This is a genomic window from Kitasatospora sp. NPDC057738 (assembly GCF_042798815.1).
Classification (GTDB): domain Bacteria; phylum Actinomycetota; class Actinomycetes; order Streptomycetales; family Streptomycetaceae; genus Kitasatospora; species Kitasatospora lactacystinica.
Genome location: NZ_JBHVJT010000031.1, coordinates 28,913 through 51,647, shown reverse-complemented (window position 1 = coordinate 51,647; position 22,735 = coordinate 28,913). Strand labels below are relative to the sequence as shown.

Below are 22,735 nucleotides of genomic sequence, written 5' to 3'. Positions count from 1 at the left end.
AGGTTAGGCCGTGTGCGCCGGGAGTGCGGCCACCGGTTCCCCGGTCGGTCGCGCCGTCCCGTCGGCGGCGGTGTCCAACCGGAGCAGGTCGTGCTCGGTCTCCCGGCGCACCACCAGGCGGGCCTCGCCGTCGCGGACGAAGACCACGGCGGGCCGCGGCAGCTTGTTGTAGTTGGACGCCATGGCGTAGCCGTAGGCGCCGGTGACCGGGGTGGCCAGCAGGTCGCCGACCCGGAGGTCGACGGGGAGCGCGGCGTCGTCGATGATCACGTCGCCGCTCTCGCAGTGCTTGCCGACCAGCCGGGCGCGCCGCGGGCGGGGCGCCTCGGGGCAGCGCGGCAGGAAGGCCTCGTAGCGGGCGCCGTACAGGGCGGGGCGCAGGTTGTCGCTCATCCCGCCGTCCACGCTGACGTAGGTGCGCACGCCCTCGATCCGCTTGACGGTGCCGACCCGGTACAGGGTCAGCCCGGCCCGGGCGGCTATCGACCGGCCGGGCTCGACGCCCACCGGGCCGTTCCAGCCGGCGCCGCGCACCGCCGCGCGGACCCGCTCGGCCCAGTCCGCGAAGGAGGGGGCGGTCTGCCCGCCCAGGTAGGCCACGCCCAGGCCGCCGCCGACGGTCAGCCGGCGCAGGCCGTGCTCCACCGCGAACCGGGCCACCGCGGCGGCGCCGTCGGCCAGCTCGGCCGGGTCCAGCACCTGGGACCCGACGTGGGCGTGGACGCCCTCCAGCCGTACGGCGGCGGAGGTCCCGGCCCGGTGCACCGCGGCCGCGGCGGCGCCGCCGGCCAGGCCGAAGCCGAACTTGGAGTCGTGGCCGCCGGTCCGGATGGCCTGGTGGGCGCCGGCCGCGACCCCGGGCGCCACCCGCAGCTGGATCCGGGCCGGGGGCAGGCCCTCCTCGTGGTGCAGCCGTTCGATCCGGTCCAGTTCGTCGAAGCTGTCCACCACGATGTGGCGCAGGCCGACGGTGAGCGCGGTGCGCAGCTCGGCCTCGTCCTTGTTGTTGCCGTGCAGCACGATCCGGTCCGGGTCGACCCCGGCGTACAGGGCGGTGCGCAGTTCGCCGCCGGAGGCGACGTCCAGCAGCAGGCCCTCCTCGGCGGCCAGGCGGGCCATCGCGGTGCACAGGAAGGCCTTGGAGGCGTAGGCGACGTTGCCCCGGCCGAAGGCGGCCACCGCCTCGCGGCAGCGGCGGCGCAGGTGCTCCTCGTCGTAGACGAACAGCGGTGTGCCGTACCGGCGGGCCGCCTCGTCCAGGAGCACCCCGCCGACGGACAGGCCCTCGGGGCGGAACTCGGCGGTGAGCGGCAGCAGGCCCGGGTCGACGGGCGACAGGGCTGGCGACACAGGGGACACGGCTTCCTCCCGGGGAGCTGGTTGGCCCCGCCCATCCTCGGTCCTGCGGAGGGGGTGAGAAAGCGCATTCTTCCGGCCCTGAGCAGTACGGAAACCGATGCTCCGTCCCGCGGGCGGCCCTGTCCCGGGCCTTGCATCTAAGCTTGCATCTAAGCTTGCATCTATGGTGCTACGGTGTGGTCCATGGCCGACACCCCGCCTCCCGCCCGCGTCCCGGTCCCATCCCGCGTCCCGGCCGCGGACCGCGCGTACGAACTGACCAAGGACCTCATCCTCGGCGGCGGCCTCCCCGGCGGGACGCTGATCAGCGAGGGCGAGATCGCCGAGCGCACCTCGCTCAGCCGCACCCCGGTCCGGGAGGCCTTCCTGCGGCTCCAGGCCGAAGGACTGCTCCAGCTCTTCCCCAAGCGCGGAGCCGTCGTGGTGCCGGTCGGCCCCGGCGAGGCCGAGGACGTGCTGGAGCTGCGCGAGGCGCTGGAGAGCACCGCGGTACGCCGGATCACCCGCCGCGCCGAGCCGCTCGACGACCTGCTGCGGCAGCTGACCGACCTGATCGACCAGCAGCGCGAACCCGCCCGCCGGGCCGACCTCGGCGCCTTCGCCGACGCCGACGAGGCCTTCCACCGGGGCATCGTGACGGCCTCCGGCAACGCGCTCGCCGAGCGCTTCTACGAGACGCTGCGCGACCGCCAGCGGCGGATGGCCGTGCAACTGCTCCAGGTGCGGCCGGAGCGGCGGCCGCAGCGGCTGGCCGCGCTGGTCGAGGAGCACACCGCGCTGGTCGAGCGCATCGCGGCCCGCGACGCCGCCGGCTTCACCGAGGCGCTGCGCGCCCACCTGGACGCGCACCGCTGAGCCACTGCACCGCTGAGCAACTCCTCCCCTCTCCTCCCGCGCGGCGACGGCCGCGCACCCCGACGGACCGCCGGGACCACCATCCGACAAGGAGCAGCACCACCATGAGCACCACCCGGCCACCGTCCGCCGGTCCCGTCGCGCCCACCGGTCGGGGGAGGCCCTGGCTGGTCGCGGCCCTGGCCATGCTCTGCTGCGGCTGGGGCGGCAACCAGTTCACCCCGCTGCTGCTGATGTACCGCCACCTCGGCGGCTACTCCGAGGTCACCGTCGACGCCTTCCTGGGGGCCTACGTCCTCGGCCTGGTCCCCGGACTGCTGGTCGGCGGTGCGGCCTCGGACCGCTACGGGCGCCGTCCGCTGATGATCGGCGCGGTCGTCGCCTCGCTCGCCGCCAGCGGCGTGCTGTGCGGCGGCGTCACGGGCGAACTCCCCATCTACGCCGGGCGGTTCCTCACCGGTACAGCCGTCGGCATCGCGATGGCCGTCGGCACCAGCTGGGTCAAGGAGCTCTCCCGGGCCCCGCACGACCCGTCCGCCGACCAGGGCGCCGGCGCCCGCCGCGCCTCCCTCGCCCTCACCGTCGGCTTCGGCCTCGGCGCCGGCGTGGCCGGCGCGCTCGCCCAGTGGGGCCCCTGGCCGATGGTCACCCCGTACCTCGCCCACCTGCTGGTCACCCTGCCCGCGCTGTTCCTGCTCCCGAAGGCCGTCGAGACCCGGGCCCGCTCGGCCGCCGTCCGCAGCCTCTGGGCCGACCTCAAGGTCCCGGCGGCCGGGCACCGGCGCTTCCTGCGGGTGGTCCTGCCGATGGCCCCGTGGGTGTTCGGCTCGGCCGGCGTCGCGTACGCGGTGACCCCGCAGCTGGTCGGCGACCGGCTCGGCGACTGGTCGCTGGCCTACGCGACCCTGCTGACCGTCCTCACCCTGGGCACCGGCGCCCTGGTCCAGCCCCTCGCCAAGCGCCTGGACTCGCTGGACTCGGCGCGCGGCGTCGTCGCCTCCATGGTGCTGATGGCCTGCGGCATGGCCGTCTGCGCCGGCGACGCGGCGGTGCGCTCCCCGCTGCTCGGCCTCGGCGGGGCGGTCCTCCTCGGCGCCGCCTACGGCATCGGCGTCGTCTCCGGGCTGCTGGAGATCCAGCGCCTCGTCACCCCCGACGACCTGGCCGGCATCACCGGCGTCTACTACGCCCTCTGCTACTCCGGCTTCCTGCTGCCCGCCGTGCTCGCGGCGCTCTCATCCGTGGCCTCCTACACCGTGATGCTCTCGGCGGTGACCGCCCTCGCCCTCGCCAGCCTCGCCGTGATCGCCTTCTCCTCCCGCCGCACCGCCCCCGCCCCGATCCCCGCCGAAGCCTCCCGCTGACCGTCGGTCTCGGGGGTCCCCCCCCCCCCCCCCCCCGGGGGGGACCACACCCCCCCCCCCCACCCCCTCTCCCCCCCACACCCCCCCCCCCCCCTCTCCCCTCCCCCCCCAAACCCCCCTTTTGGCCTTTTGTTTTTGTCCCCCCCCCCCCTCTCGGGGGGGGGGGCCCACGATGCTCTGCGAACCGGTCTTGTTGCGAGCACGAACGGTCAGTGTGCATCCAATGTCGGTCGACGAGCGGGGCGACCGCATGATCCGGGGGAGAATCGCACGACGGAAGGAGACGCGCTGTGAGTACGGCACCCCAGGTCCCCGGTGACTACAGCACCGTCAGCGACCCCGAGCGGGCACTGAAGTACGCGATCCGGCACATCGCGGGCGACCGTACCGAGATCATCGAGGGAGTCATCACCCCCGTGTCGCCGTCATGGGCGAACGAGTCCGCCGCCGAGATCGTCCGCCGCCGGCTCGGCCCCCGCATGGACCAGCTCGATCTGGTGTCCGGGTCCGGCAACCTCGACCTGCCGGGCAGCGAGAACTGGTACATCCCGGACCTGGCCGTCGTGCCGGCCGAACTCGCCCTGAAGACCGAAGGCGCACTGCTGCCCGACCAGACCCTCCTGATCGTCGAGGTCGGTTCACCGTCCGACGCGGAGACCGACCGCGTCGTCAAGCGCCGTCGCTACGGCCAGTACGGCGCTCCGCTCTACCTCCTGGTCGACCGCCAGAACCGCAGCTGCACCCTGTACAGCGAGCCGACCCGGCTCGGCTACGCCGCGGAGAGCGGGCCGCACCCCTTCGGCACGCCCGTTCTCCTCCCGGCGCCCTTCGACCTGGAGCTCGACACCTCCCGGCTGTAGGGCTAGACCTTCGCGTCGTCCTTGGGGCGGGCGTGGGCGGGGAGGCCGTTGGCGAGGTCCTCGACCAGGAGGCGCCAGGCGATGGCGTCGGCGGCGGCGCGCAGTTGGGGACTGCGGGGGCGGCCTGCGTCGGCGTCGAGGCGGGCGTTGAGCCAGTCGGACCAGGCGTGGGCGAGGGTGCGGACCTCGTGGGTGCCGGCCTCGGTGGGGGAGAGGGCGTCGCCCTCGCGCAGGAGGTAGCCCTCGGCGGCCATCCGGTCGAAGACCGGCTCCAGCACCTCGGGCGGCACCCGCTTGCGGGCGGCGATGAGGTCGAGCGAGGCGTGGCCGACGGCCCTGGTGTGGCCGGCCACCTCCATCAGCGCCCAGGCCCCGGCCAGGTCCACCCGGGCGCCGGCGCCGGCGACGATCGTCCGGACGGCGTCGAGGTCCACCCCGCGCACGATCCGGCAGACCGAGTACTCCAGGTGCGGGTCGGAGTCGGCGGTGGTCGGCTGGGCGAAGGCCTCGCCCATGTCGGTGGAGCCCGCCCGGGCGGTGTCGCGCAGCTGCACCTGTTTGAGGAAGAGGGACACCACGAAGCCGATGACGGCCACCGGGATGGTCCACAGGTACACGGTGTGCAGGGCGTCGGAGTAGGCCTGGACGATCGGCGCGGCCTGGTCGGCGGGCAGCTGGTGCAGGCCCTGGGGGCTCTGCGCGGCCTGGCTGAGCACGGCCGGGTCGGCGCCGGTCAGCCGGGCGGCGGTGGCGATCCCGTCGGCGAGTTCGGTCTGCAGGCTGTTGGCGTAGATGGTGCCGAACACCGCGGTGCCGAAGGAGCTGCCGATGGTGCGGAAGAAGGTGACCCCGGAGGTGGCGGTGCCGAGGTCGGCGTAGTCGACGGTGTTCTGCACGGCGATGGTGAGCACCTGCATGCTCAGCCCGATGCCGACGCCGAGCACGAACATGTAGAGCGAGGCCAGCGCGGATCCGGTGTCGGGCTCCAGCCGGGACAGCAGGTAGAGGCCGAGCGCCATCACCGCCGTGCCGACGATCGGGAACACCCGGTACTTCCCGGTCTTGCTGACCGCGTTGCCGCTGGCGATCGAGGCGATCAGCAGACCGATCACCATCGGCAGCGTCCGCACGCCGGAGACGGTCGCCGAGTCGCCGTCCACGTACTGGAGGAAGGTCGGCAGGAAGGTCAGCGCGCCGAGCATGGCGAAGCCGACGATGAAGCTGAGCACCGAGCAGACCGTGAACACCGGGTTGCGGAACAGCCGCATCGGCAGCATCGGTTCGACGGCCCGGGTCTCCACCCAGCAGAACAGGCCGAGCGCCAGCGCGCCGCCGACGAACAGGCCGATGATCACCCCGGAGCTCCAGGCGTACTGGTTGCCGCCCCAACTGGTCGCCAGGATCAGCGCGCCGGCGCCGACCGCGACCAGCACGATGCCCAGGTAGTCGACGACCGGGCGGGTCGCCGAGCGGACCGAGGGGATGGTCCGGGCGGCCAGGGCCACTACCACCACCGCGATCGGCACGTTGACGTAGAACGCCCAGCGCCAGGACAGGTGGTCGGTGAACAGCCCGCCCAGCAGCGGCCCGATCACCGTGGCCACGCCGAACACCGCACCGATCGCGCCCTGGTACTTGCCGCGCTCGCGCAGCGGGATGACGTCCGCGATCAGCGCCATGGAGGTGACCATCAGGCCGCCCGCGCCGAAGCCCTGGACGGCGCGCCAGGCGATCAGCAGGGTCATGTCGGTGGCCAGGCCGCACAGGAACGAGCCGCCGACGAAGACGATCGCCGAGGCCTGGAACAGCAGCTTGCGCCCGTACAGGTCGCCGAACTTGCCGGCCAGCACGGTGGCCACCGTCTCGGCCAGCAGGTAGGACGTCACCACCCAGGACATGTGCGCGGCCCCGCCGAGGTCCGCGACGATGGTGGGCAGGGCGGTGCCGACGATGGTCTGGTCGAGGGCGGCCAGCAGCATGCCGAGCACGATGGTGGCGAAGACGACGTTCCGCTGCCGGACGTCCAGCACCGGAGGGGCGGAGGGCGGGGTCTCGGTGGCGACGGTCATGCCGTCAGCCTCCGGGGTGAGGGCGGCGGTCGCGATCCGGTTCGGCCGTTCGGGTGAGGACGGGCGGCGACTCGGGCGGCGCCCCGAGCGCAGGTCCGAGTGCAGCCCCGAGTGCAGCCCCGAGTGCAGGCCCGGGCGGTGGCCCGGGTGGCGGCCCCGGGAGGCCCGGGCGACGATGGGCCGAACGAAGCCGACCGAAGCCGACCGAAGCCGACCGACGACGGGCCGAACGAAGCCGACCGGCGATCATCCACCGACCCGGACGCCCCGGCCCCGGGAAGAGGCTCCCCATGAACGCCGACCCCCCGCGCAGCAGCGTGCACCCGCCCCGGCCCGGCGCCACCGCCGTGGGCGCCCGGGCCGCCACCCGGCGCTGGCGGGCGCTCGCCGTCTGCCTGGTCGCCGGCTTCATGACCCTGCTGGACGTCAGCATCGTCAACGTCGCCCTGCCGACGGTACGGGCCGGGCTGCACATGTCCGACAGCGGTCTGCAGTGGGTGCTCAGCGGCTACGCGCTGGCCTTCGGCCTGGTTCTGGTGCCCGCCGGGCGGCTCGGCGACGCGCGCAGCCGACGGGCCGTCTTCCTCGCCGGGCTGGCGCTGTTCACGGTGGCCAGCGCGCTCGCCGGGGCGGCGCAGAGCCAGGAGTGGCTGGTGCTGGCCCGGCTGTTCCAGGGCGCGGCCGGCGGGGTGCTGGTGCCGCAGGTGTCCGGCTTCATCCAGGTGCTGTTCCAGGGCGCCGAGCGCGGCCGGGCCTTCGGCGCGCTCGGCGCCACCATCGGACTGTCCACCGCGGTGGGGCCGCTGCTCGGCGGGCTGCTGATCCACCTGGTCGGCCCGCAGGACGGCTGGCGCTGGGTGTTCCTGGTCAACCTGCCGATCGGGGTCGCCGTGCTGCCGATCGCCCGCCGGCTGCTCCCGGGGCCCCCGCCCGCCGACCAGCGGGCCGGGCACCGGGACTTCGACCCCGTCGGTGTGCTGCTGCTCGGCGCCGGGACGGTCGCGCTGCTGCTGCCGTTCGTCCAGGCGCAGCAGTGGCACGGCTCGGCCCGCTGGCTGCTGCTGCCGCTGGCGGCGGTGCTGCTCGCGGCCTTCGTCGGCTGGGAACTGCACTACGGGCGGCGGCGCGAACCGCTGGTGAGCATGGCGCTGTTCGCGGTGCGGCCGTACGCGGCGGGCACGCTGCTGTCGCTGGTGTACTTCGCCGGGTTCACCGCGATCTTCTTCATCTTCACGCTCTACCTCCAGGCGGGCCTGCACTACTCGGCGCTGACGGCGGGCCTGGCGATCACGCCGTTCGCGGTCGGCTCGGGGGTGTCCGCGGCGGTGGGCGGGCGCCTGGTGAGCCGGCTGGGGCGGCGGCTGGTGGTGGCCGGACTGGTGCTGGTGCTGGCCGGGCTGCTGGCCTCGGCGCTGGCGGTGCAGCTGTGGTCGGGGCCCCGGGTGGGCTGGACGACGGCGCTGCCGCTGCTGGTCGCCGGGGTGGGCAGCGGGCTGGTGATCGCCCCGAACCAGACGCTGACCCTCCAGCAGGTGCCGGTGGCCCGGGCGGGCAGCGCGGGCGGGGTGATGCAGACCGCGCAGCGGGTCGGCTCGGCGGTGGGCATCGCCGTCGTCGGCTCGGTGTTCTTCGCCCACGCGGCCGGCCCCCGCCCGGACTGGGCGCTGGCCTTCCAGCTGGGCGTGACGGTGGCGGCCGGCCTGGTGCTGACGGCGCTGCTGGTGGCGGTCGCCGACATGGCCTCGGGCCGGGGCGGCTTCCGGGCCGCCGGGCCGCGGGTGGGGAACGGGCCGTGACGGGCGCCCGGAGGGACTTCCTGGCCGCCGCCGGTACGGCCGAGGAACTCCTGCGCCGCCCGGAGGTGGCCCGGGCCTGGCAGCGGCCGAGCGCGCTGGCGCGGTGGAGCGTCGGCGGGCTGGCCGGGCACCTGGCCTACCAGGTCCTCTGCCTGCCGGAGCTGCTGGCCGCCGCCGTGCCGGCCGAGCCGGTGGTCGGCCTGCTGGAGCACTACGCCCGCTCGGCCTGGGTCGGCGCCGCGCTCGACGCGGACGCCAACGTGCGGATCCGGCAGGGCAGCGAGGCCTTCGCGGCCGACGGTCCGGCCGCGCTGCACCGCCGGCTGGCCGCCGTGCTGCCGGAGCTCGCGGGCACGCTCGCGGCGGCGGACGGCACCCGGCCGGTCCGGCTGCCGTTCTGGGGCCCGTGGTCGCTCACCCTGGACGACCTGCTGGCCACCCGGACGATGGAACTGGCCGTCCACGGCGACGACCTGGCGGTCAGCGTCGGAGTGCCGGGCCCCGAACTCCCGCCGGAGGCCTTCGAGTCCGTCGTCGTCCTGCTGACCCGGCTGGCCGCCCGGCGGCACGGCCGGGCGGCGGTGCTGCGGGCGCTCAGCCGGGCCGAGCGGGCGCCGGGGAGCATCGCGGCGTTCTGAGCGCCTCCGCTCGGGGCCTTCCGGTGCGGGGCCCTCCACTGCGGGCCCATCCGGTGCGGGGCTCTCCACTGCGGGCCCATCCGCTGCGGGCCTTCCGCTCCGGGCGCCCTCCCGGCCGTCAGTGGTCCCGGCGGCGGACCGCGGCCGCGGCGACCGCCACCGAGGCCAGCGACCACACCGCGAAGGTGACCCAGGCGCCCGTGACGGTGGCCGGGTACTCGGACGGGCGCATTCCCGCCAGGGTGGTCCGGGCCAGCCGCTGCCAAGCGGGCATCGGCAGGGCGTGCAGCAGGTCGGCGCTCCAGCGGTAGCGCTCGGTGACCAGCGAGGGGAGGAAGAACAGCACCACGACGGTCCCCACCACGGCACCCGCGCTGTGCCGGATCAGAGTGCCGAGGCCGAGCCCGACCAGGGCGCAGACCGGGCCGAACAGCACCGCCGCCGCGACGTACCGCAGCGCGGCCGGGTCGGTGACGGAATGTCCGATGCCGGTCCCGGCCAGGATCGCCTGGCTCCCGCCGAAGGAGACGCCGACGGTGAGCACCCCGTAGCCGAACAGCACGGCGGCCAGCACGCAGGCCTTGGCGAGGATCACCGCCCGGCGGTCGGGCACGGCCGCCAGGGTGGTGCGGATCAGCCCGGTCGCGTACTCGCCCGCGATGACGATCGCACCGAGGCCGCCCGCGACCAGCATCAGGATGTCGGCGGAGACGACGTTGAAGGCGTCGTTCAGCGCGGTCTGCGCCATGACCGCCGGATCGCCCTCGCCCGGCGTCCAGTGGTCGCGGGTGTACACCGCGGACTTGAGGTTGGCGGCGATGCTCGCCAGGGCGCCGAGGCCGAGCACCCAGGGGATCGAGCGCAGTGACCAGAACTTGATCCACTCGGCGGCCAGCAGGTCGCCGAAGCGGGCGCGCGGCTCGGTGGCGGCGCCGGTGGGCTCGATGGCGGTGCGGGTGGGCAGGGCGGCGGTGCGGGTGGGCAGGGTGTTCATCGGGGCTCTCCGGCGAGGTATTCGACGCTGTCGGCGGTCAGGTCCATGAACGCCTCCTCCAGGGAGGCGCCCCGGGTGGTCAGGGCGTGCAGCAACAGGCGCTGTTCCAGGGCGAGTTCACCGATCCGGGTGGCGTCCAGGCCGCTCACCGCGAGGGTGCCGTCCGGGCCGGGCCGCACGGCCGCGCCCGCCGCCGTCAACACGGCCGCCAGCCGGTCGGGTTCGGCGGACCGGACGGTGACGGCGGCCCGGCCGGCCCGGGCGGCGAACCCGGTGAGGCTCTCGTCGGCGAGCAGCCGCCCGCGTCCGATCACCACCAGGTGGTCGGCGGTGTGCTCCATCTCGGCCATCATGTGGCTGGAGACGAAGACCGTGCGGCCCTCGTCCGCGAGCCGCCGGAACAGCCCGCGGACCCAGAGCACGCCCTCCGGGTCGAGCCCGTTCAGCGGCTCGTCGAACAGCAGCACCGGCGGGTCGCCGAGCAGCGCGCCGGCGATGCCCAGGCGCTGGCGCATCCCCAGCGAGTAGCCGCCGATCCGGCGCCCGGCCGCCGCGGCGAGCCCGACCTCCTCCAGCACCTGATCGACCCGCGCGGCCGGGATCGCGTTGGCGCGGGCCAGCGCCCGCAGGTGGGCCCGGCCGGTGCGCCCGCCGTGCGCGTCGCCCGCGTCGAGCAGCGCACCGGCGTGCCGCAGTCCGCGCGGCCGGTCGGCGAAGGGCACGCCGGCCACGGTGGCGGTGCCCGCGGTGGGGGTGCTGAGGCCCAGGATCATCCGCAGCGTGGTGGACTTGCCCGCGCCGTTGGGCCCGAGGAAGCCGGTGACCAGGCCCGGCCGGACGGTGAAGGAGAGGCGGTCGACGGCGGTGCGGACGTGCCGGCCGCGGCCGTAGCGCTTCGTCAGTTCGGTAACTTCGATCATGGGGTCCACGGTGCCCGGGGGAACCGGCCGGGCGCATCGGACCGGCGTCGACACCGCAGGTCACCCGCGGTCGTACAACCAGGGCTGGATGACGGCGGGCGGCGGCCGTCGCTACGATCTCGAACCATGTCCACGACCCCCTCCCCGCCGCTGTTCCGGCGCGTCCCGCCCGAGGTCTGGGTCGGTCTCGCCTGGTGCGCGGCCGCCGGCTACCCCGCCGTACGGCTCGGCGGCGCCGCTGCGCAGCACCCCGGCGCCGCCGCGCACGGCGGCTGGGCGTTCACCCTGGCCGACACGGTGCTCGCCTTCACGGGCGCGGCGCTGGTGCGGCGGCTGCCGGTGCTCTCGGTCGCCCTGCTGCTGGTCGCCGCGTTCACCGAGACCGACGGCTGGGCCGGCGGCGCCCAGGTGCCGCCCGGTGCGCTGCTGGCCGTGGACACCGCGCTCTGCCTGATCACCGCCGACCGGCCCCGGCGCAGCTCCCGGGCCGCGTTCGCGCTGGTCATGGTCTTCCTGGTGCTGCACATCGGCCTGGTGCGCGGCAGCACGGTGGGCATCTTCACGGGCACCCACATCGGCTCGGCCGACGGCGCCGCGCTGCTCGCGCTGGTCGCCTGGCTGGTCGGCCGTTCGGTGCGGCAGAACCGGGAGCACGCCGAGGCGCTCAGCGCCCGGGCGGCCGAGGAGGCGGTCACCGCCGAACGGCTGCGGATCGCCCGCGAGATGCACGACACCGTCGCGCACAGCCTCGGCATCGTCGCCCTCCAGGCCGGTGCGGCCCGCCGGGTGATCGACCGTCGGCCGGAGCGGGCAGCGCAGGCGCTGGGCGAGATCGAGGCCGCCGGGCGGGAGACCCTGGCCGCGCTGCGCCGGATGCTGGTCGCGCTGCGGCGGGCCGACGGCGAGGCCTCGGCGACGCTGTCGCAGGGCCTGGCCGACCTCGACCGGCTGGCCGGGGCGACCACGGCGGCGGGGGTGCGGGTGGAGGTCCGGCGGCACGGCGAGCCGGGGCCGCTGCCGCCGGAGGTCGACCTGGCGGCCTTCCGGATCGTTCAGGAATCCGTCACCAACGTGGTGCGGCACGCGGACGTGGACGCCTGCGTGGTGGCGGTGGACCACCGCACGGCGGGGGAGCTGTCCGTCGAGGTCACCGACCGGGGCCGGGGCCGGGGCCGGGCGCCCGGGGCCGGGTTCGGGCTGGCCGGGCTGCGGGAGCGGGCCGTCCTGCTGCGCGGGGAGTTCGAGGCCGGGCCGCTGCCCGGCGGCGGCTTCCGGGTGGCCGCCCGGCTGCCGGTGCCGGTGCCGGGATCGGTTTCGGTTCCCGGGCCGGTCCCGGTCGAGGGGGCGGGCGCGTGATCCGGGTGGTGCTGGTGGACGACCAGCCGTTGGTGCGCGCCGCGCTGGAGATGGTGATCGCGGAGACGGACGACGTCGAGGTGGTGGGTGAGGCGGGCACCGGGGCGGAGGCCGTCCGGCTGGCCGCCGAACTGCGGCCGGACGTCGTGGTGATGGACATCCGGATGCCAGGCATGGACGGCATCGAGGCCACCCGGCTGGTGACCGCCGACGGCGGGCCGACCCGGGTGGTGGTGCTCACCACCTTCGACGAGGACGAGCACGTGTACGCGGCGCTGCACGCGGGGGCGTCCGGCTTCCTGGTCAAGGACATGGCGCTGGACGACATCCTCGGGGCGGTGCGGGTGGTCGCCGCCGGGGACGCGCTGATCGCGCCGGGCGTCACCCGGCGGCTGATCGGGGCGTTCATCGCCGGCCGCCCGCAGTGGCCCGGGGGCGGTGGGCACGCCCCCGCCGCCGCTGCGGTGGCGGCCGAGCGGCTGGCGGCGATCACCGGGCGCGAGCGGGAGATCCTCACCCTGGTCGGCCGGGGTCTGTCCAACACCGAGATCGCCGCCGAACTGGTGCTCAGCATCGCGACCGTCAAGACCTACATGACACGGCTGCTGGCCAAGCTCGACGCCCGGGACCGGGTGCAGCTGGTCATCCTGGCCTACGAGGCGGGCCTGGTCTCCGTATCCGCTTGAACGGTCCTGCTGGAACGGGCTTGCCTTCAACGGTCCTGCTGGAACGGGCCCGGCCGGTCGGCCGGGCCCATCGCAGAAACGATTCGGCACTCGATCACGAGGAGCCGGGGCTCAGCGCTTGACCGCCACGCCCGCGTACATCGCGATGTCCCGGTCGCGGACGGGCGGGGCGTCGGCGTCCGGCCGCCAGTTGTGCACCAGCGTGACGCCCGGGTCGAGCAGCTCGTAGCCCTCGAAGAACGCCTCGGCCTCGGCCTTGTCGCGGATCTGGAGCGGGATGCCGCGCGCGTTGTACTCGCGGCCGACGCCACCCACGCCCACCGGGTCGGTGTCACCCGTGAAGACCGTCAGGGCGAGGAAGCTGCCGGGGGCCAGGGCGTCCATGAAGCGGCGCACGATGCCCTGCGGGTCGTCCTCGTCCAGCACGAAGTGGACGATCGCGATCAGCGACAGCGCCACCGGCTGCGAGAAGTCGAGCACCTCGCGCAGCCGGGGGTTGTTGATGATCGACTCCGGGTCGCGGAAGTCGGCGTCCACGTAACAGGTGCGGCCCTCGGGCGTGCTGTCCATCAGGGCCCGCGCGTGGGTCAGCACGATCGGGTCGTTGTCCACGTACCCGACCCGGGCCTCGGGGGCGATCGCCTGGGCGATCTCGTGCAGGTTCGGCGAGGTCGGGATGCCGGTGCCGACGTCCAGGAACTGCCGCACGCCGTACTGCTCGGCGAGTCGGCGCACCGAGCGCTGCATGAAGTCGCGGGTGGTGCGCATCGAGATCGGCAGCGACGGCCAGGCCTGCACCGAGGCGTGCGCCGCGACCCGGTCCGCCTCGAAGTTGGTCTTGCCGCCGATGAGGTAGTCGTAGACCCGGGCGGAGTGCGGAACGTCCATCCGCAGGTCCACCGATGGGTAATCCTCGTGCGGACCGCGCTCCGCCCGGATCTCGTTCGCCATGCTCGTTCTCCCGCTGCTGGGCGTCCGTCAGCGACCGCCGAGGTGGCGGCCCATGGTGCGCATGGTAACGGTCGACCGGTGCGGCGGAATGACGGGCCCTCAGGCCCGTGCCTCCGGGCGCTTCGGGCCCGCGCCTCCGGGTGTCTCAGGCCCGCGCCTCCGGGTGCTCCGGGTCGAGCGCGGCGGCGCCCGGCTGACGGGGGACGGCGGCGGACCCGGCGTCGCCCCGGCCGTGCGCCGCCAGTTCGAGTGCGGCGCCTGTCCACGCGATGCCGAAGGCCCACGTCGCCAGCCACTCGCACAGGTACAGCGGCCGTACCGACCAGCCCGAGCCGAGGCCCGTCACCCCGGCCAGGACGGAGAGCGCCAGGGCGACCAGGATCACCACCCCGGCCACCAGGTAGGCCGTGCTCACCCGGGCCGGCTGGGTGGAGCGGGGATTGCGGAAGGAGTGGAGGCAGAACATCGCCAGCATGACGAACAGCAGGCCGGCGAAGACGAGGTGGAACACTCCGACGGTGCGCTGGAGGCCGGAGGCGCCCGCCGGGGCCGTCGGGCACAGCGCGACCCCGACCGCGAAGAACCCGGCGGCCGTGCTCCAGCGGTCGTCCCGGCGGTCGAAGCGGTAGCAGATCAGGAACACCCCGAGGGCGCACAGTCCGCCGACGAAGAGGTTCCGGGTGTCGGTGTAGTAGGCGGCGCTCATCGAGCCCGGCCAGAAGTCGTCGGTGCCGCGCCCCGTCACCTCGGCGGCCAGCCAGTTGCCGAACGGCAGGGCCGGCGGCAGCAGGACGCCGATCAGGCCGACGCCGAGGCGAAGGATCGCGATGGTTCGAACGTCCTGGATGCTCCGCCGGACACCGGGGGAGTTCTGCGTGCGCGAGTCGTGCGTCACGGACGCCTCCTTGTCTTTCCACGGGCTCCTCGGCCCGCTGTTCCTCCGGTCGCGGGGGACGGGGTGGGGCGGCGTCGGACGGGCGCCGCCACACACCTGAGCGACCGTCACCTTGTGTACCCGCATCGGCGTTCGAAGCACCACCGATTTGAGCGGTTTACGCCCTCAATGACCGTCCGGAGAACCTCGGGTCACCATCCACCACGGCCGTGACGGCTCCACCGGTTCAACTCCCCCGCGGAGAACCGGAAAGGCGGCTGCCACCAGCCCAATCCTCACCGACCTAGCGGGAATTGATTCGTGCGATTCCCTTCCGATCGGCGATCGGATCTGACAGCATCGTCCGCTGTCCGGTCGCCGGAGCCCCGCGCACCGGTGACCCGTGCGCCGCCGTGCGCCGTGTCCACCCCGGCCGATCGGCGGCCGCCGTCCCGCTGCGCCTCGTGGAGGAACCGTGACCACCAAGGCCGACCCCGCCGGGACCGCCCTCCGTCCGGCCCGCTGGGTCCGCACCCGGCTGCGCGCCAGCCCCTCGGCGGCCCTGCTGACGGCCGCCCTCGCCTTCGTCACCGTCCTGCTGGCCGTGGCCGTCCCCCGCGTCACGGACCGGAACGCGGACGCGGCGCTGCGGGACTTCGTGCGCCAGAAGGGCATCCACGCGACCAGCCTGCACTTCGCCTCCAAGGCCCGCCCGACCGACACCGCCGCCGCCCTCGACGCCGTCGACCGGGACATCGTGGCGCGCGTCGGCGCGACGGTGGCGCTGGCACCGGACCGCCTGGCGCACGGCACCAGGACCGAGACCAACCCGGTGTACAACCCGGGCTACCACCGGGTGAGCCAGGACATCCCGCCCAGGATCCTGCTGATCCGGCTGCAGGGCCTCGCCGACCGGGTCACCCTGACCGAGGGCGGCTGGCCCGGCCCCGCCGCGGCCGGCGCCCCGGTGCCGACGGTGGTGAGCCGGGAGGCCGCCGAGGCGATCGGCATCAAGGTCGGAGACGTCCTCGACAACGGCAGCAGCGGCCCCGACAGCCGACGGACCACCGTGGTGACCGGCATCTACCGGCAGAACGACCCCTCGGACCCGTTCTGGGTCGGCATCGGCTGCCCGAACCGCCCCTGCCTGGGGCTCGACGCGGAGCACGGCAACTGGCAGGAGGTCACCGGTTTCGTCGACGACGGCAGCGTGGGCGCGCTGACCGCCTGGAGCCCGTCCGTCCAGAACTTCTGGCGGGTCTCCGTCGACCCCGCCCCGCTGCGCGCCGACCGGCTGGAACGGACCCGCGCCGCCGTCGCGCCCCTGCTGGCCGGGCCGGAGGCCGACGCCCTGGTCACCGCGACCGGGCGCGCCGATCTGCGGGTCGTCTCGACGCTGCCCGTGGTCCTCACCTGGGCGGCCGAGCGCTACCGGGCAGCGATGGCGCTGGGCGCGGTCGGCCCGGCCGGCGTCGCGGGCGTCGCCGCCGTGGTGCTCTGCCTGGCCGCCGCGCTCGGCACCGACCGGCGCGCCGCCGAACTGCGGCTGCTCCGGGCCCGTGGCTGCTCGCGCGGCGGGGTGCTGCTGCGGCTGCTCGGCGAGAGCGCGGTGACGGTCCTGCCCGCCGCGGTACTCGGAGCGGTGCTCGCCCTGGTGCTGCTGCCCACACCCCGGTGGGGCTTCGCGGTGGCGGCCGGCCTGGTCGCCACCCTGTTCGCCCTGCTCGCCTTCCCGGTGCGCGCCGCCCTGCTCCGGACGCACCCCCGGCGGACCGGGCCGTGGCGCCGGCTGATCGGCGAAGTCGCGCTGCTGGCCGTCACCGCGGTGGCGGTGGCCGAGGTCCGCCGGCGCGGCGTCGGCCACCCCGGCCGGGGAGCGGATCCGCTGCTGGTGGCCGCGCCGCTGCTGCTCGCCGTCGCCGGCGGGCTGCTGCTGGCACGGATCGAGCCCGTGGTGATCGGCCGACTGGCCGCCCTGGCCCGCCGGGGCCGCGGCCTGATCGGCTTCCTCGGCCTCTCCCGGGCCTCCCGCGACCACTCCGGCCGGCGCCGGCCCTCCGCGCTGCCGCTGCTCGCCCTGCTGATCGCCGTCACCGCGACCGGCTTCGGCGCCACCCTGCTCGACGCGGTGGACCGCGGCAGGCTGAGCGCCGCGCGCCTCGCGACCGGCGGCGACGTCGCCGTCTCCGTCCCGGGCTACGCGACCCTGCCGGAACCGTTCCTCAAGGCCGCGGGCGACCTTCCGCAGACCCGGGGCGCGACGGCGGTCCGGGTGGACCCCCGGGCGCTGTTCGTCGGCGCCGACGCGAACAACTACACCAAGGTGACCCTGGTGGTCGCCGAGCCGACCGCGTACGCCGAGATCGCCCGCACCCTCGGGGCCGGCGGGTTCGACCCGGCGAAGCTCGCCGGCACCCCCGGCGGCCCGGACACCCCGGTGCCCGCGCTGTTCAGCAGCGACCTGGCCGCGCGGCTGGGCGCCGGCGCGCCGACGGTGCACCTGTCCACCGCGAGCGAGCTGCGCACCACCGTCGCCGGGATCGTCACCGCGACGCCGGCGCTGCCGGAGCCGGCCCTGCCCTTCGTCGTGGTGCCCAGCGGTCCGGCGGTGGAACGCCTGCCGGAGCTCGGCCGGTGGACCGGGTGGCTGGCCGTGGGCGACGGCCTCGACCCCGGGCGGATCAGATCGCTCCTCCTGGAACGCGGCCTGGTCGAGCCGACCGGCCTCGCCAAGCTCATCTCGGAGAACGCCGCGGCGGACGGCAAGGGCGACCACGGGCTGCCGCCCGCCTACGCGGTGGGCAGCAGCCGCGAGTACGCCGCGCAGCTCGCCGCCGACCCGCTGCAGCAGGCCGCCGGGCGGCTGTTCTGGTACGCGGCGCCCGCCAGTGCCGGATTCGCCGTCCTCGCGGTCCTGCTGACGCTGCTGCGCGCCGCGCCCGACCGGACGGCGGTGCTCGCCCGGCTGCGCACCATGGGCCTGCGACCCCGTCAGGGGCTGGCGCTGATCGTCGCCGAGGCACTGCCGCGGACGCTGGCGGCGGCCGTCGGCGGTGCGGTGGTCGCGGCGGTGGCGGCCGTCCTGCTCGGGCCGGCCTTCGACCTCTCCACCCTGATCGGCGCCGAGGCCGGCGACGGCCTGGGCCCGGCGGTGCTGCCGGTGCTGCTGCCCACGGCGGGACTGGCGCTCGTGGCCTGCCTCGGGGTGGTGCTGGAGACGCTGGTCGCGGGACGGCGGCAGATCGCCACCGAACTGCGCGCGGGGGAGTCCTGACGGCGGCGGAAGCGGTGCGAGCGGTGCGAGCCGTGCGAGCAGTGGAAGCGGTGGGGCGGTCCGGCCGTGGTGGCCGAACCGCCCCTTCGCCTCCGCCGGGACGGTTCAGCCGGCCGGCTGCCCGGTGCGCGCGATCAGCGCGTTGAGCAGGGCGGCCCCGCGCTCGGCGTCGTCGACGCTGACCGCGAAGTCCGTGCCCTGACGGGTGCGGACCACCAGGCAGACGCCCCCGCGCAGCATCACGGTGGTGCCGAGCCGGTTCATCCGGTAGCCCCAGCCGCCCGCCTGCGCGGCGGTGCGCTGCTCGGCGCGGGCGGATTCGAGCTCGGCGGGGGACCAGTGGCGCACGGGCCGGCCGAACGGGCCGAATCCGACGGTCAGGCCGCCGGCGGTCACCCGCGCCCGCACCGAGGAGCAGGCGAGGCACGCGAGGGAGACGACGGCGAACGGCACCACCAGCGCCCAGTCCAGCTCGGCGACCCCGCTCGCGGCGGCCAGCACTCCCGCCACCGTCACCAGCGCGAACACCGCGGCGGCCAGCTGCAGCCACGGGTTGGCGGCCCGGGAGAGCCAGACGAACCGCTCGCCCGCGGGCATCTCCAGCGGATCCGCCCCGGCCGCCGGGAGCCGCTCGGGCCGGCCGCCGAAGCGGCGGCCGGCCAGCAGGGCCAGCAGCCCGGCGAGGCCGGTGGCCAGCAGGATCAGGACCACCTCGACGCCCATCGGTGCGGCGTCCTGCCAGCGGGCGCGGTCGAGGTTGGCGTGCACGATCGAGGTCTGCGCCCCCGTCAGCAGCACCCCGCCGGCCGCCAGCGTGGCCGCCGCCGCCCCGGGCGACCGGTCGGCCCAGTACCGCCGCACGGCCACCGAGGTGAGCACCAGGACCGCCCAGAACGCGGCCGGGAACAGCGCGGCCGCCGTCAGCGACATCGAGCCGTTCGGCTCCCGCCCGCCCCAGTGGGTGGCCAGCGGGTCCGGCAGCCGGTGGCGCGCCACCAGCGGCAGGGCGACCAGCAGTGCCAGCACGCCGACGGACCAGGCCGCCGCGGCCCAGAGGGCACCGCGAGCCGCCGGTCGTTCCGCCGTGGTCGCTTCCTTCGTTGTGCCGTCGTCCGTCACGACATCCCCCTGATCATGTCCACGAGATCGTTCCTGCTGTAGCCGAACCGGGCCGCGTCCTCGACCAACTGCCGTACGCGGTCCACCAGTTCGGAGCGGGTGTCGGCGCCGGTCGCGATCGTGATGCCGCGGCCCCGGCGGAACTCCAGCACCCCCTCGTCGCGCAGCGTCCGCAGCCCGCGCAGGACGGTGTTGGTGTTCACCCCCAGCGCCCGGGAGAGCTCCCGCGCCGGGGGCAGCTTGTCCCCGGGGGCGCACTCGCCCTCGGCGACGGCCCGTCTGATCGCGCCGGCGACCTGTTCGTGCAGCGGTCGGGTGTCCCCGATGTCCAGCTTCAGCAACATAGTGCTACTGACGATAGCACCATCCATGTCTTGTGCCACTGCCACTGCCACTGCCACTGGCCGCGGGCGGTGCTCACCGCCCGCGGCCACCCCCGCTCGTCGGCTACCCCCCCGCTCGTCGGCTACTTCCGCTCGTCCTCGATCAGGCCGAACTCCTGCATCAGCTCGCCGATCTCGGTGGCCTCCAGCCGCCGCAGCAGCCGCTTGCGCAGGAACTCCGGCCCGGGCAGGTCGAGTTCGGCGCCGTCGCGGAGCCGGGTGGTGGCGGCGAGCAGCTTGCGCACGTCGTAGGTGGAGTTGAACACCTCGGGCACGCCGCGCTCGACGTCGAGCAGCCGGTAGACGGCCTCCATGCCGGTGCGCACCGAGTACTCGGTGGTGAAGACGCAGTCCCGGGTGGTCTCCGCGAACTGGCCGATGAAGGCGAAGTTGACGGCGCCCTCGGGCACCACGTCCGGCCGGTCGCCCGCGTGCCGGGGCAGGAAGAACGACGTCACGTACGGCATCATCACCGGCACGCAGCGGGCGGCGTTCGCGGCCAGGTCGGGGATCTCGCCGACCGGCACGCCCAGGTGGTACAGCCACTCCTGGGTGATCTCCTCGCCGGTGCACGCCTGCATGGGCTTGCGCACGAAGTCGCCCGGGCGGTCGACGAACAGCGAGTAGACCCAGACCACGATCCGGTCGGCGGGCTGCTGCTTGAAGTGCGGCTGGCGGTTGACAGTCCAGCTCAGCAGCCAGGAGGAGTCCCGGGCGGTCACGATGCCGCCGGTGACCACGCCGCCGCTGAACGGGTCGCGCTTGGCGACCTTCTGGATGTAGTGCGGGATGCGCGGGTCCAGGGTGGTGACGGTCGCCGACTCCCACTTGCTCTCGGCGATGTTGCCGCAGAACACCTCGGGGCGGCCGAAGGCCGGGTCCTTGGCGGCGATCCGGCGCCACAGGTCCCAGGCCGGGGCCGGGCCCTCGTCCAGCCGGGCCGGGGTGTGCTGGTCGCCGTCGTCGGAGTTCTCGGTGAGCGAGCCGATGGTGGTGAACACCAGGTCGTCCGGGCCGAGGTCCACCCCGCCCTCCCGGCCGGCCTCCCGCCAGCGGATCCGGGTGGCCTGCTTGCGGCCGGGGGCGTCCCGGGTGGCGGGGGAGACGTCGAAGTCGATGTCGGTGACCTCGACCTCGTACCGGAACCGGACGCCCTGGTCCATCAGCCAGTGGGTCAGCGGCAGGACCATCGACTCGTACTGGTTGTACTTGGTGAACTTCAGCGCGGACAGGTCCGGCAGGCCGCCGATGTGGTGGATGAAGCGGTGCAGGTAGAGCTTCATCTCCAGGGCGCCGTGCCACTCCTCGAAGGCGAACATGGTCCGCCAGTACAGCCAGAAGTCGCTGTCCAGGAAGTGCCGCGAGAAGACCTCGTCGATCCGCTTGCCCTCCAGCTCCTCGCGGGTCGCGAGGAAGACCCGGACCAGGTCCTTCTGGGCCTTGTCGTCGAGTGCGAACAGGCCGTCGGTGCGGGCGTCCTGGCCGCGGCGCTCGGTGACCCGCTGGAGGGAGAAGTTCGGGTCGTCCTTGTTGAGCCAGTAGAACTCGTCCAGCACGGACGCGCCCTCGATCTCCAGCGAGGGCACCGAGCGGAAGAGGTCCCACAGGCACTCCATGTGGTCCTCCAGCTCGCGCCCGCCGCGGACCACGAAGCCCTTCTCGGGCACCTCGATCCCGTCCAGCGCGCCGCCGGCCAGCTTGAGCCGTTCCAGGATCGTGATCCGCTCGCCGGGCACCTGTCCGTCCCGGACCAGGAAGGCCGCCCCGGCCAGCGCCGCGAGCCCCGACCCCACGAACCACGCCCGCTTGCGCTCGGCCCCCTCGGGCTTCCTCGGCCGGGCGAACGCCTCGTAGTTGCCGCTGCTGTAGTACAAGCCCGTGCTCCCTAGAACGTTCGACAGAACCGCCCGTCGGGCATGCCGCATCCCGGCGGGCCGTCTCCATCCACCCATCCGGCGGTGACCCTCGCCTGTTGAGTACGCCGAACGGGTGAGGCCCGGACGATCCGGACGGTCCGGACACCCGGCGGGCCGCGTATGGAGCGCGTTGGGAACACCGGCCGGAACGTCAGGAAGCCGTCAAGGAGAGCAGGTCAGCACCGTCGCGGCGGTTGGGTGGAGGACGACGGCGAACACGACCACACGAGGACGGATCATGCACGGCAACGGGAGTTCGAAGGCCGCCCCCAGGGTGGTGGTCGGGGTCAGCGGGTCGCTGGGAAGCCTGGCCGCCCTGCACCGCGGCGTCGCCGAGGCCCGCGACCGCGGCGCCGTCCTGGTGCCGGTGCTCGCCTGGGAGCCGCCCGGCGGCGAACACGGCTACCGGCGCTCGCCCTGCCCGCCGCTGCTCGCCGCCGTCCGGGAGGCCGCCGAACGGCGGCTGCGGGACGCCCTCGACGAGGCCTTCGGCGGCGCCGACCCCGGCGTGCCGCTGAGCCCGGTCGTGGTCCGCGGCGAGACCGGACCGGCCCTGCTGCACATCGCCGACCGCCCGGACGACCTGCTGGTCCTCGGGCGCAGCGGCGGCCCGCTGCACCGCCGGCTGCGGCGATCGGTGCCCGGCCACTGCGCCCGGCGGGCGGGCTGTCCGGTGCTGACCGTCCCGGTGCCCGAGCTGCTGCACGACCTGGAGGCCCTGCACCGGCGCACCCGATGGCACCTGCCGGTCGCCACCGAGCGCGAACTCGCCTCGATGCAGCGGTAGTCCGCGGTGCGGATGTACTCGGCCCGGCCCGGCGGGCGGCGCTGCCGCCCGGTGCTCTACCGGTTCCCGGACGGCACCTCCGGCGCCGTCGCGCTGCTCGCCGGCGGCGCTCTGGCGCTCGCCCTCGGTGCCGTCGGTGAACTGCACGCCGGCCCGCTGCCGTACCTCGCCCACCTGGCGCTGTGCGCCCTGGTCGGCCGTCGTTCCCGGCCGGTTGACGCACCGCTGATCGGCCTGGCCGCCTGGCTCTGCCACAACGCCTTCTCCGAACACCGCCACGGCGAACTCGGCTGGGCGGGCCCCGGGCCGGAGGCCGGGCACTACGCGCTGTTCACCGCCGCCGCGCTGCTGGCGGCGCTGTCCGCCGCCCTTCCGCGCCGCACCGTAGGGGCGTTCCCGCCGCGCCCCGACGGCCCGCGCTGAGGCGCCGCCCGCGACGGTCTTCTCCCTTCGCCGGCCCACTCCGGCTGCCACCCCTCCCCGGTCGCCCCAGGCGCGGTTGTCCACGTTGCTTTCCCTCAGAGCCCGCGGACC

At 74.9% G+C, this 22,735-nt stretch carries 19 protein-coding genes; 10 read left to right on the top strand and 9 right to left on the bottom strand.

Going from position 1 to position 22,735, the window contains the following annotated elements; translation table 11 throughout:
* Positions 1-3: 3 nt before the first annotated feature.
* Positions 4-1,350, bottom strand: coding sequence for a diaminopimelate decarboxylase (lysA, locus tag ACFVGO_RS18760; RefSeq protein ID WP_380632926.1), 1,347 nt, complete (start codon positions 1,348-1,350; stop codon positions 4-6).
* Positions 1,351-1,542: 192 nt separating this feature from the next.
* On the opposite strand from lysA, the gene ACFVGO_RS18755 reads away from it, so the two are divergent.
* From ACFVGO_RS18755 to ACFVGO_RS18745, 3 genes are all read left to right on the top strand, one after another.
* A complete protein-coding gene (locus ACFVGO_RS18755; RefSeq protein WP_359900270.1) occupies positions 1,543-2,214 on the top strand; it encodes a GntR family transcriptional regulator in 672 nt (223 codons plus the stop codon).
* A 104-nt stretch (positions 2,215-2,318) separates the two neighbouring features.
* On the top strand, positions 2,319-3,578 hold the full coding sequence (locus tag ACFVGO_RS18750; RefSeq protein ID WP_359900272.1) for an MFS transporter: 1,260 nt from the start codon (positions 2,319-2,321) through the stop codon (positions 3,576-3,578).
* Positions 3,579-3,868: 290 nt separating this feature from the next.
* Positions 3,869-4,438, top strand: a complete 570-nt coding sequence (locus ACFVGO_RS18745) for a Uma2 family endonuclease (protein WP_380632923.1) — start codon at positions 3,869-3,871, stop codon at positions 4,436-4,438.
* Between the two features lie 2 nt (positions 4,439-4,440).
* On the opposite strand, the gene ACFVGO_RS18740 is transcribed toward ACFVGO_RS18745, so the two are convergent.
* A complete protein-coding gene (locus ACFVGO_RS18740) occupies positions 4,441-6,507 on the bottom strand; it encodes an MDR family MFS transporter (protein WP_359900276.1) in 2,067 nt (688 codons plus the stop codon).
* A gap of 290 nt (positions 6,508-6,797) precedes the next feature.
* Between ACFVGO_RS18740 and ACFVGO_RS18735 the strand changes: the two genes are divergently transcribed.
* Positions 6,798-8,303 (top strand): MFS transporter, encoded by a 1,506-nt coding sequence (locus tag ACFVGO_RS18735; protein WP_359900278.1) that lies wholly within the window; start codon positions 6,798-6,800, stop codon positions 8,301-8,303.
* On the top strand, positions 8,300-8,941 hold the full coding sequence (locus tag ACFVGO_RS18730) for a maleylpyruvate isomerase N-terminal domain-containing protein (RefSeq protein ID WP_359900280.1): 642 nt from the start codon (positions 8,300-8,302) through the stop codon (positions 8,939-8,941). Before ACFVGO_RS18735 ends, ACFVGO_RS18730 begins: the two co-directional genes overlap by 4 nt.
* Positions 8,942-9,059: 118 nt before the next feature.
* Here the strand turns inward: ACFVGO_RS18730 and ACFVGO_RS18725 are convergent, their stop codons facing one another.
* Positions 9,060-9,935 carry an ABC transporter permease subunit gene (locus ACFVGO_RS18725; RefSeq protein WP_380351106.1) on the bottom strand — a complete coding sequence of 292 codons (876 nt, stop codon included), beginning with the start codon at positions 9,933-9,935 and terminating at the stop codon, positions 9,060-9,062.
* On the bottom strand, positions 9,932-10,855 hold the full coding sequence (locus tag ACFVGO_RS18720) for an ATP-binding cassette domain-containing protein (RefSeq protein ID WP_380351108.1): 924 nt from the start codon (positions 10,853-10,855) through the stop codon (positions 9,932-9,934). The genes ACFVGO_RS18725 and ACFVGO_RS18720 overlap by 4 nt, the downstream gene beginning before the upstream one ends.
* Positions 10,856-10,981: 126 nt before the next feature.
* Here ACFVGO_RS18720 and ACFVGO_RS18715 point away from each other — a divergent pair, with 126 nt between their 5' ends.
* Both ACFVGO_RS18715 and ACFVGO_RS18710 read left to right on the top strand, forming a co-directional pair.
* Positions 10,982-12,211: a sensor histidine kinase gene (locus ACFVGO_RS18715; RefSeq protein ID WP_380632919.1), complete on the top strand. Its 1,230-nt coding sequence runs from the start codon at positions 10,982-10,984 to the stop codon at positions 12,209-12,211.
* Positions 12,212-12,261: 50 nt separating this feature from the next.
* Positions 12,262-12,897: a response regulator gene (locus tag ACFVGO_RS18710; RefSeq protein ID WP_380351156.1), complete on the top strand. Its 636-nt coding sequence runs from the start codon at positions 12,262-12,264 to the stop codon at positions 12,895-12,897.
* 111 nt (positions 12,898-13,008) lie between these two features.
* Here ACFVGO_RS18710 and ACFVGO_RS18705 read toward each other — a convergent pair whose 3' ends face one another.
* Both ACFVGO_RS18705 and ACFVGO_RS18700 read right to left on the bottom strand, forming a co-directional pair.
* Positions 13,009-13,848 carry an SAM-dependent methyltransferase gene (locus ACFVGO_RS18705; RefSeq protein ID WP_359900290.1) on the bottom strand — a complete coding sequence of 280 codons (840 nt, stop codon included), beginning with the start codon at positions 13,846-13,848 and terminating at the stop codon, positions 13,009-13,011.
* A 145-nt stretch (positions 13,849-13,993) separates the two neighbouring features.
* The gene (locus ACFVGO_RS18700) at positions 13,994-14,743 is read right to left on the bottom strand and encodes a hypothetical protein (RefSeq protein ID WP_359900292.1); all 750 of its coding nucleotides are present in this window, start codon (positions 14,741-14,743) and stop codon (positions 13,994-13,996) included.
* A gap of 454 nt (positions 14,744-15,197) precedes the next feature.
* Between ACFVGO_RS18700 and ACFVGO_RS18695 the strand changes: the two genes are divergently transcribed.
* Positions 15,198-17,996: a hypothetical protein gene (locus ACFVGO_RS18695; RefSeq protein ID WP_380632916.1), complete on the top strand. Its 2,799-nt coding sequence runs from the start codon at positions 15,198-15,200 to the stop codon at positions 17,994-17,996.
* 105 nt (positions 17,997-18,101) lie between these two features.
* Here the strand turns inward: ACFVGO_RS18695 and ACFVGO_RS18690 are convergent, their stop codons facing one another.
* From ACFVGO_RS18690 to ACFVGO_RS18680, 3 genes are all read right to left on the bottom strand, one after another.
* Positions 18,102-19,115 carry a DUF1648 domain-containing protein gene (locus tag ACFVGO_RS18690; protein WP_380351115.1) on the bottom strand — a complete coding sequence of 338 codons (1,014 nt, stop codon included), beginning with the start codon at positions 19,113-19,115 and terminating at the stop codon, positions 18,102-18,104.
* Positions 19,112-19,459: a GntR family transcriptional regulator gene (locus tag ACFVGO_RS18685; protein ID WP_359900298.1), complete on the bottom strand. Its 348-nt coding sequence runs from the start codon at positions 19,457-19,459 to the stop codon at positions 19,112-19,114. The genes ACFVGO_RS18690 and ACFVGO_RS18685 overlap by 4 nt, the downstream gene beginning before the upstream one ends.
* Positions 19,460-19,581: 122 nt before the next feature.
* Complete coding sequence (locus tag ACFVGO_RS18680; protein ID WP_380632913.1) at positions 19,582-21,372, bottom strand: oleate hydratase; 1,791 nt, start codon at positions 21,370-21,372, stop codon at positions 19,582-19,584.
* 280 nt (positions 21,373-21,652) lie between these two features.
* Between ACFVGO_RS18680 and ACFVGO_RS18675 the strand changes: the two genes are divergently transcribed.
* Positions 21,653-22,201 (top strand): universal stress protein, encoded by a 549-nt coding sequence (locus tag ACFVGO_RS18675; RefSeq protein WP_359900302.1) that lies wholly within the window; start codon positions 21,653-21,655, stop codon positions 22,199-22,201.
* A gap of 6 nt (positions 22,202-22,207) precedes the next feature.
* Positions 22,208-22,624 (top strand): hypothetical protein, encoded by a 417-nt coding sequence (locus ACFVGO_RS18670; RefSeq protein ID WP_380632911.1) that lies wholly within the window; start codon positions 22,208-22,210, stop codon positions 22,622-22,624.
* The last annotated feature ends 111 nt before the right edge of the window (positions 22,625-22,735 follow it).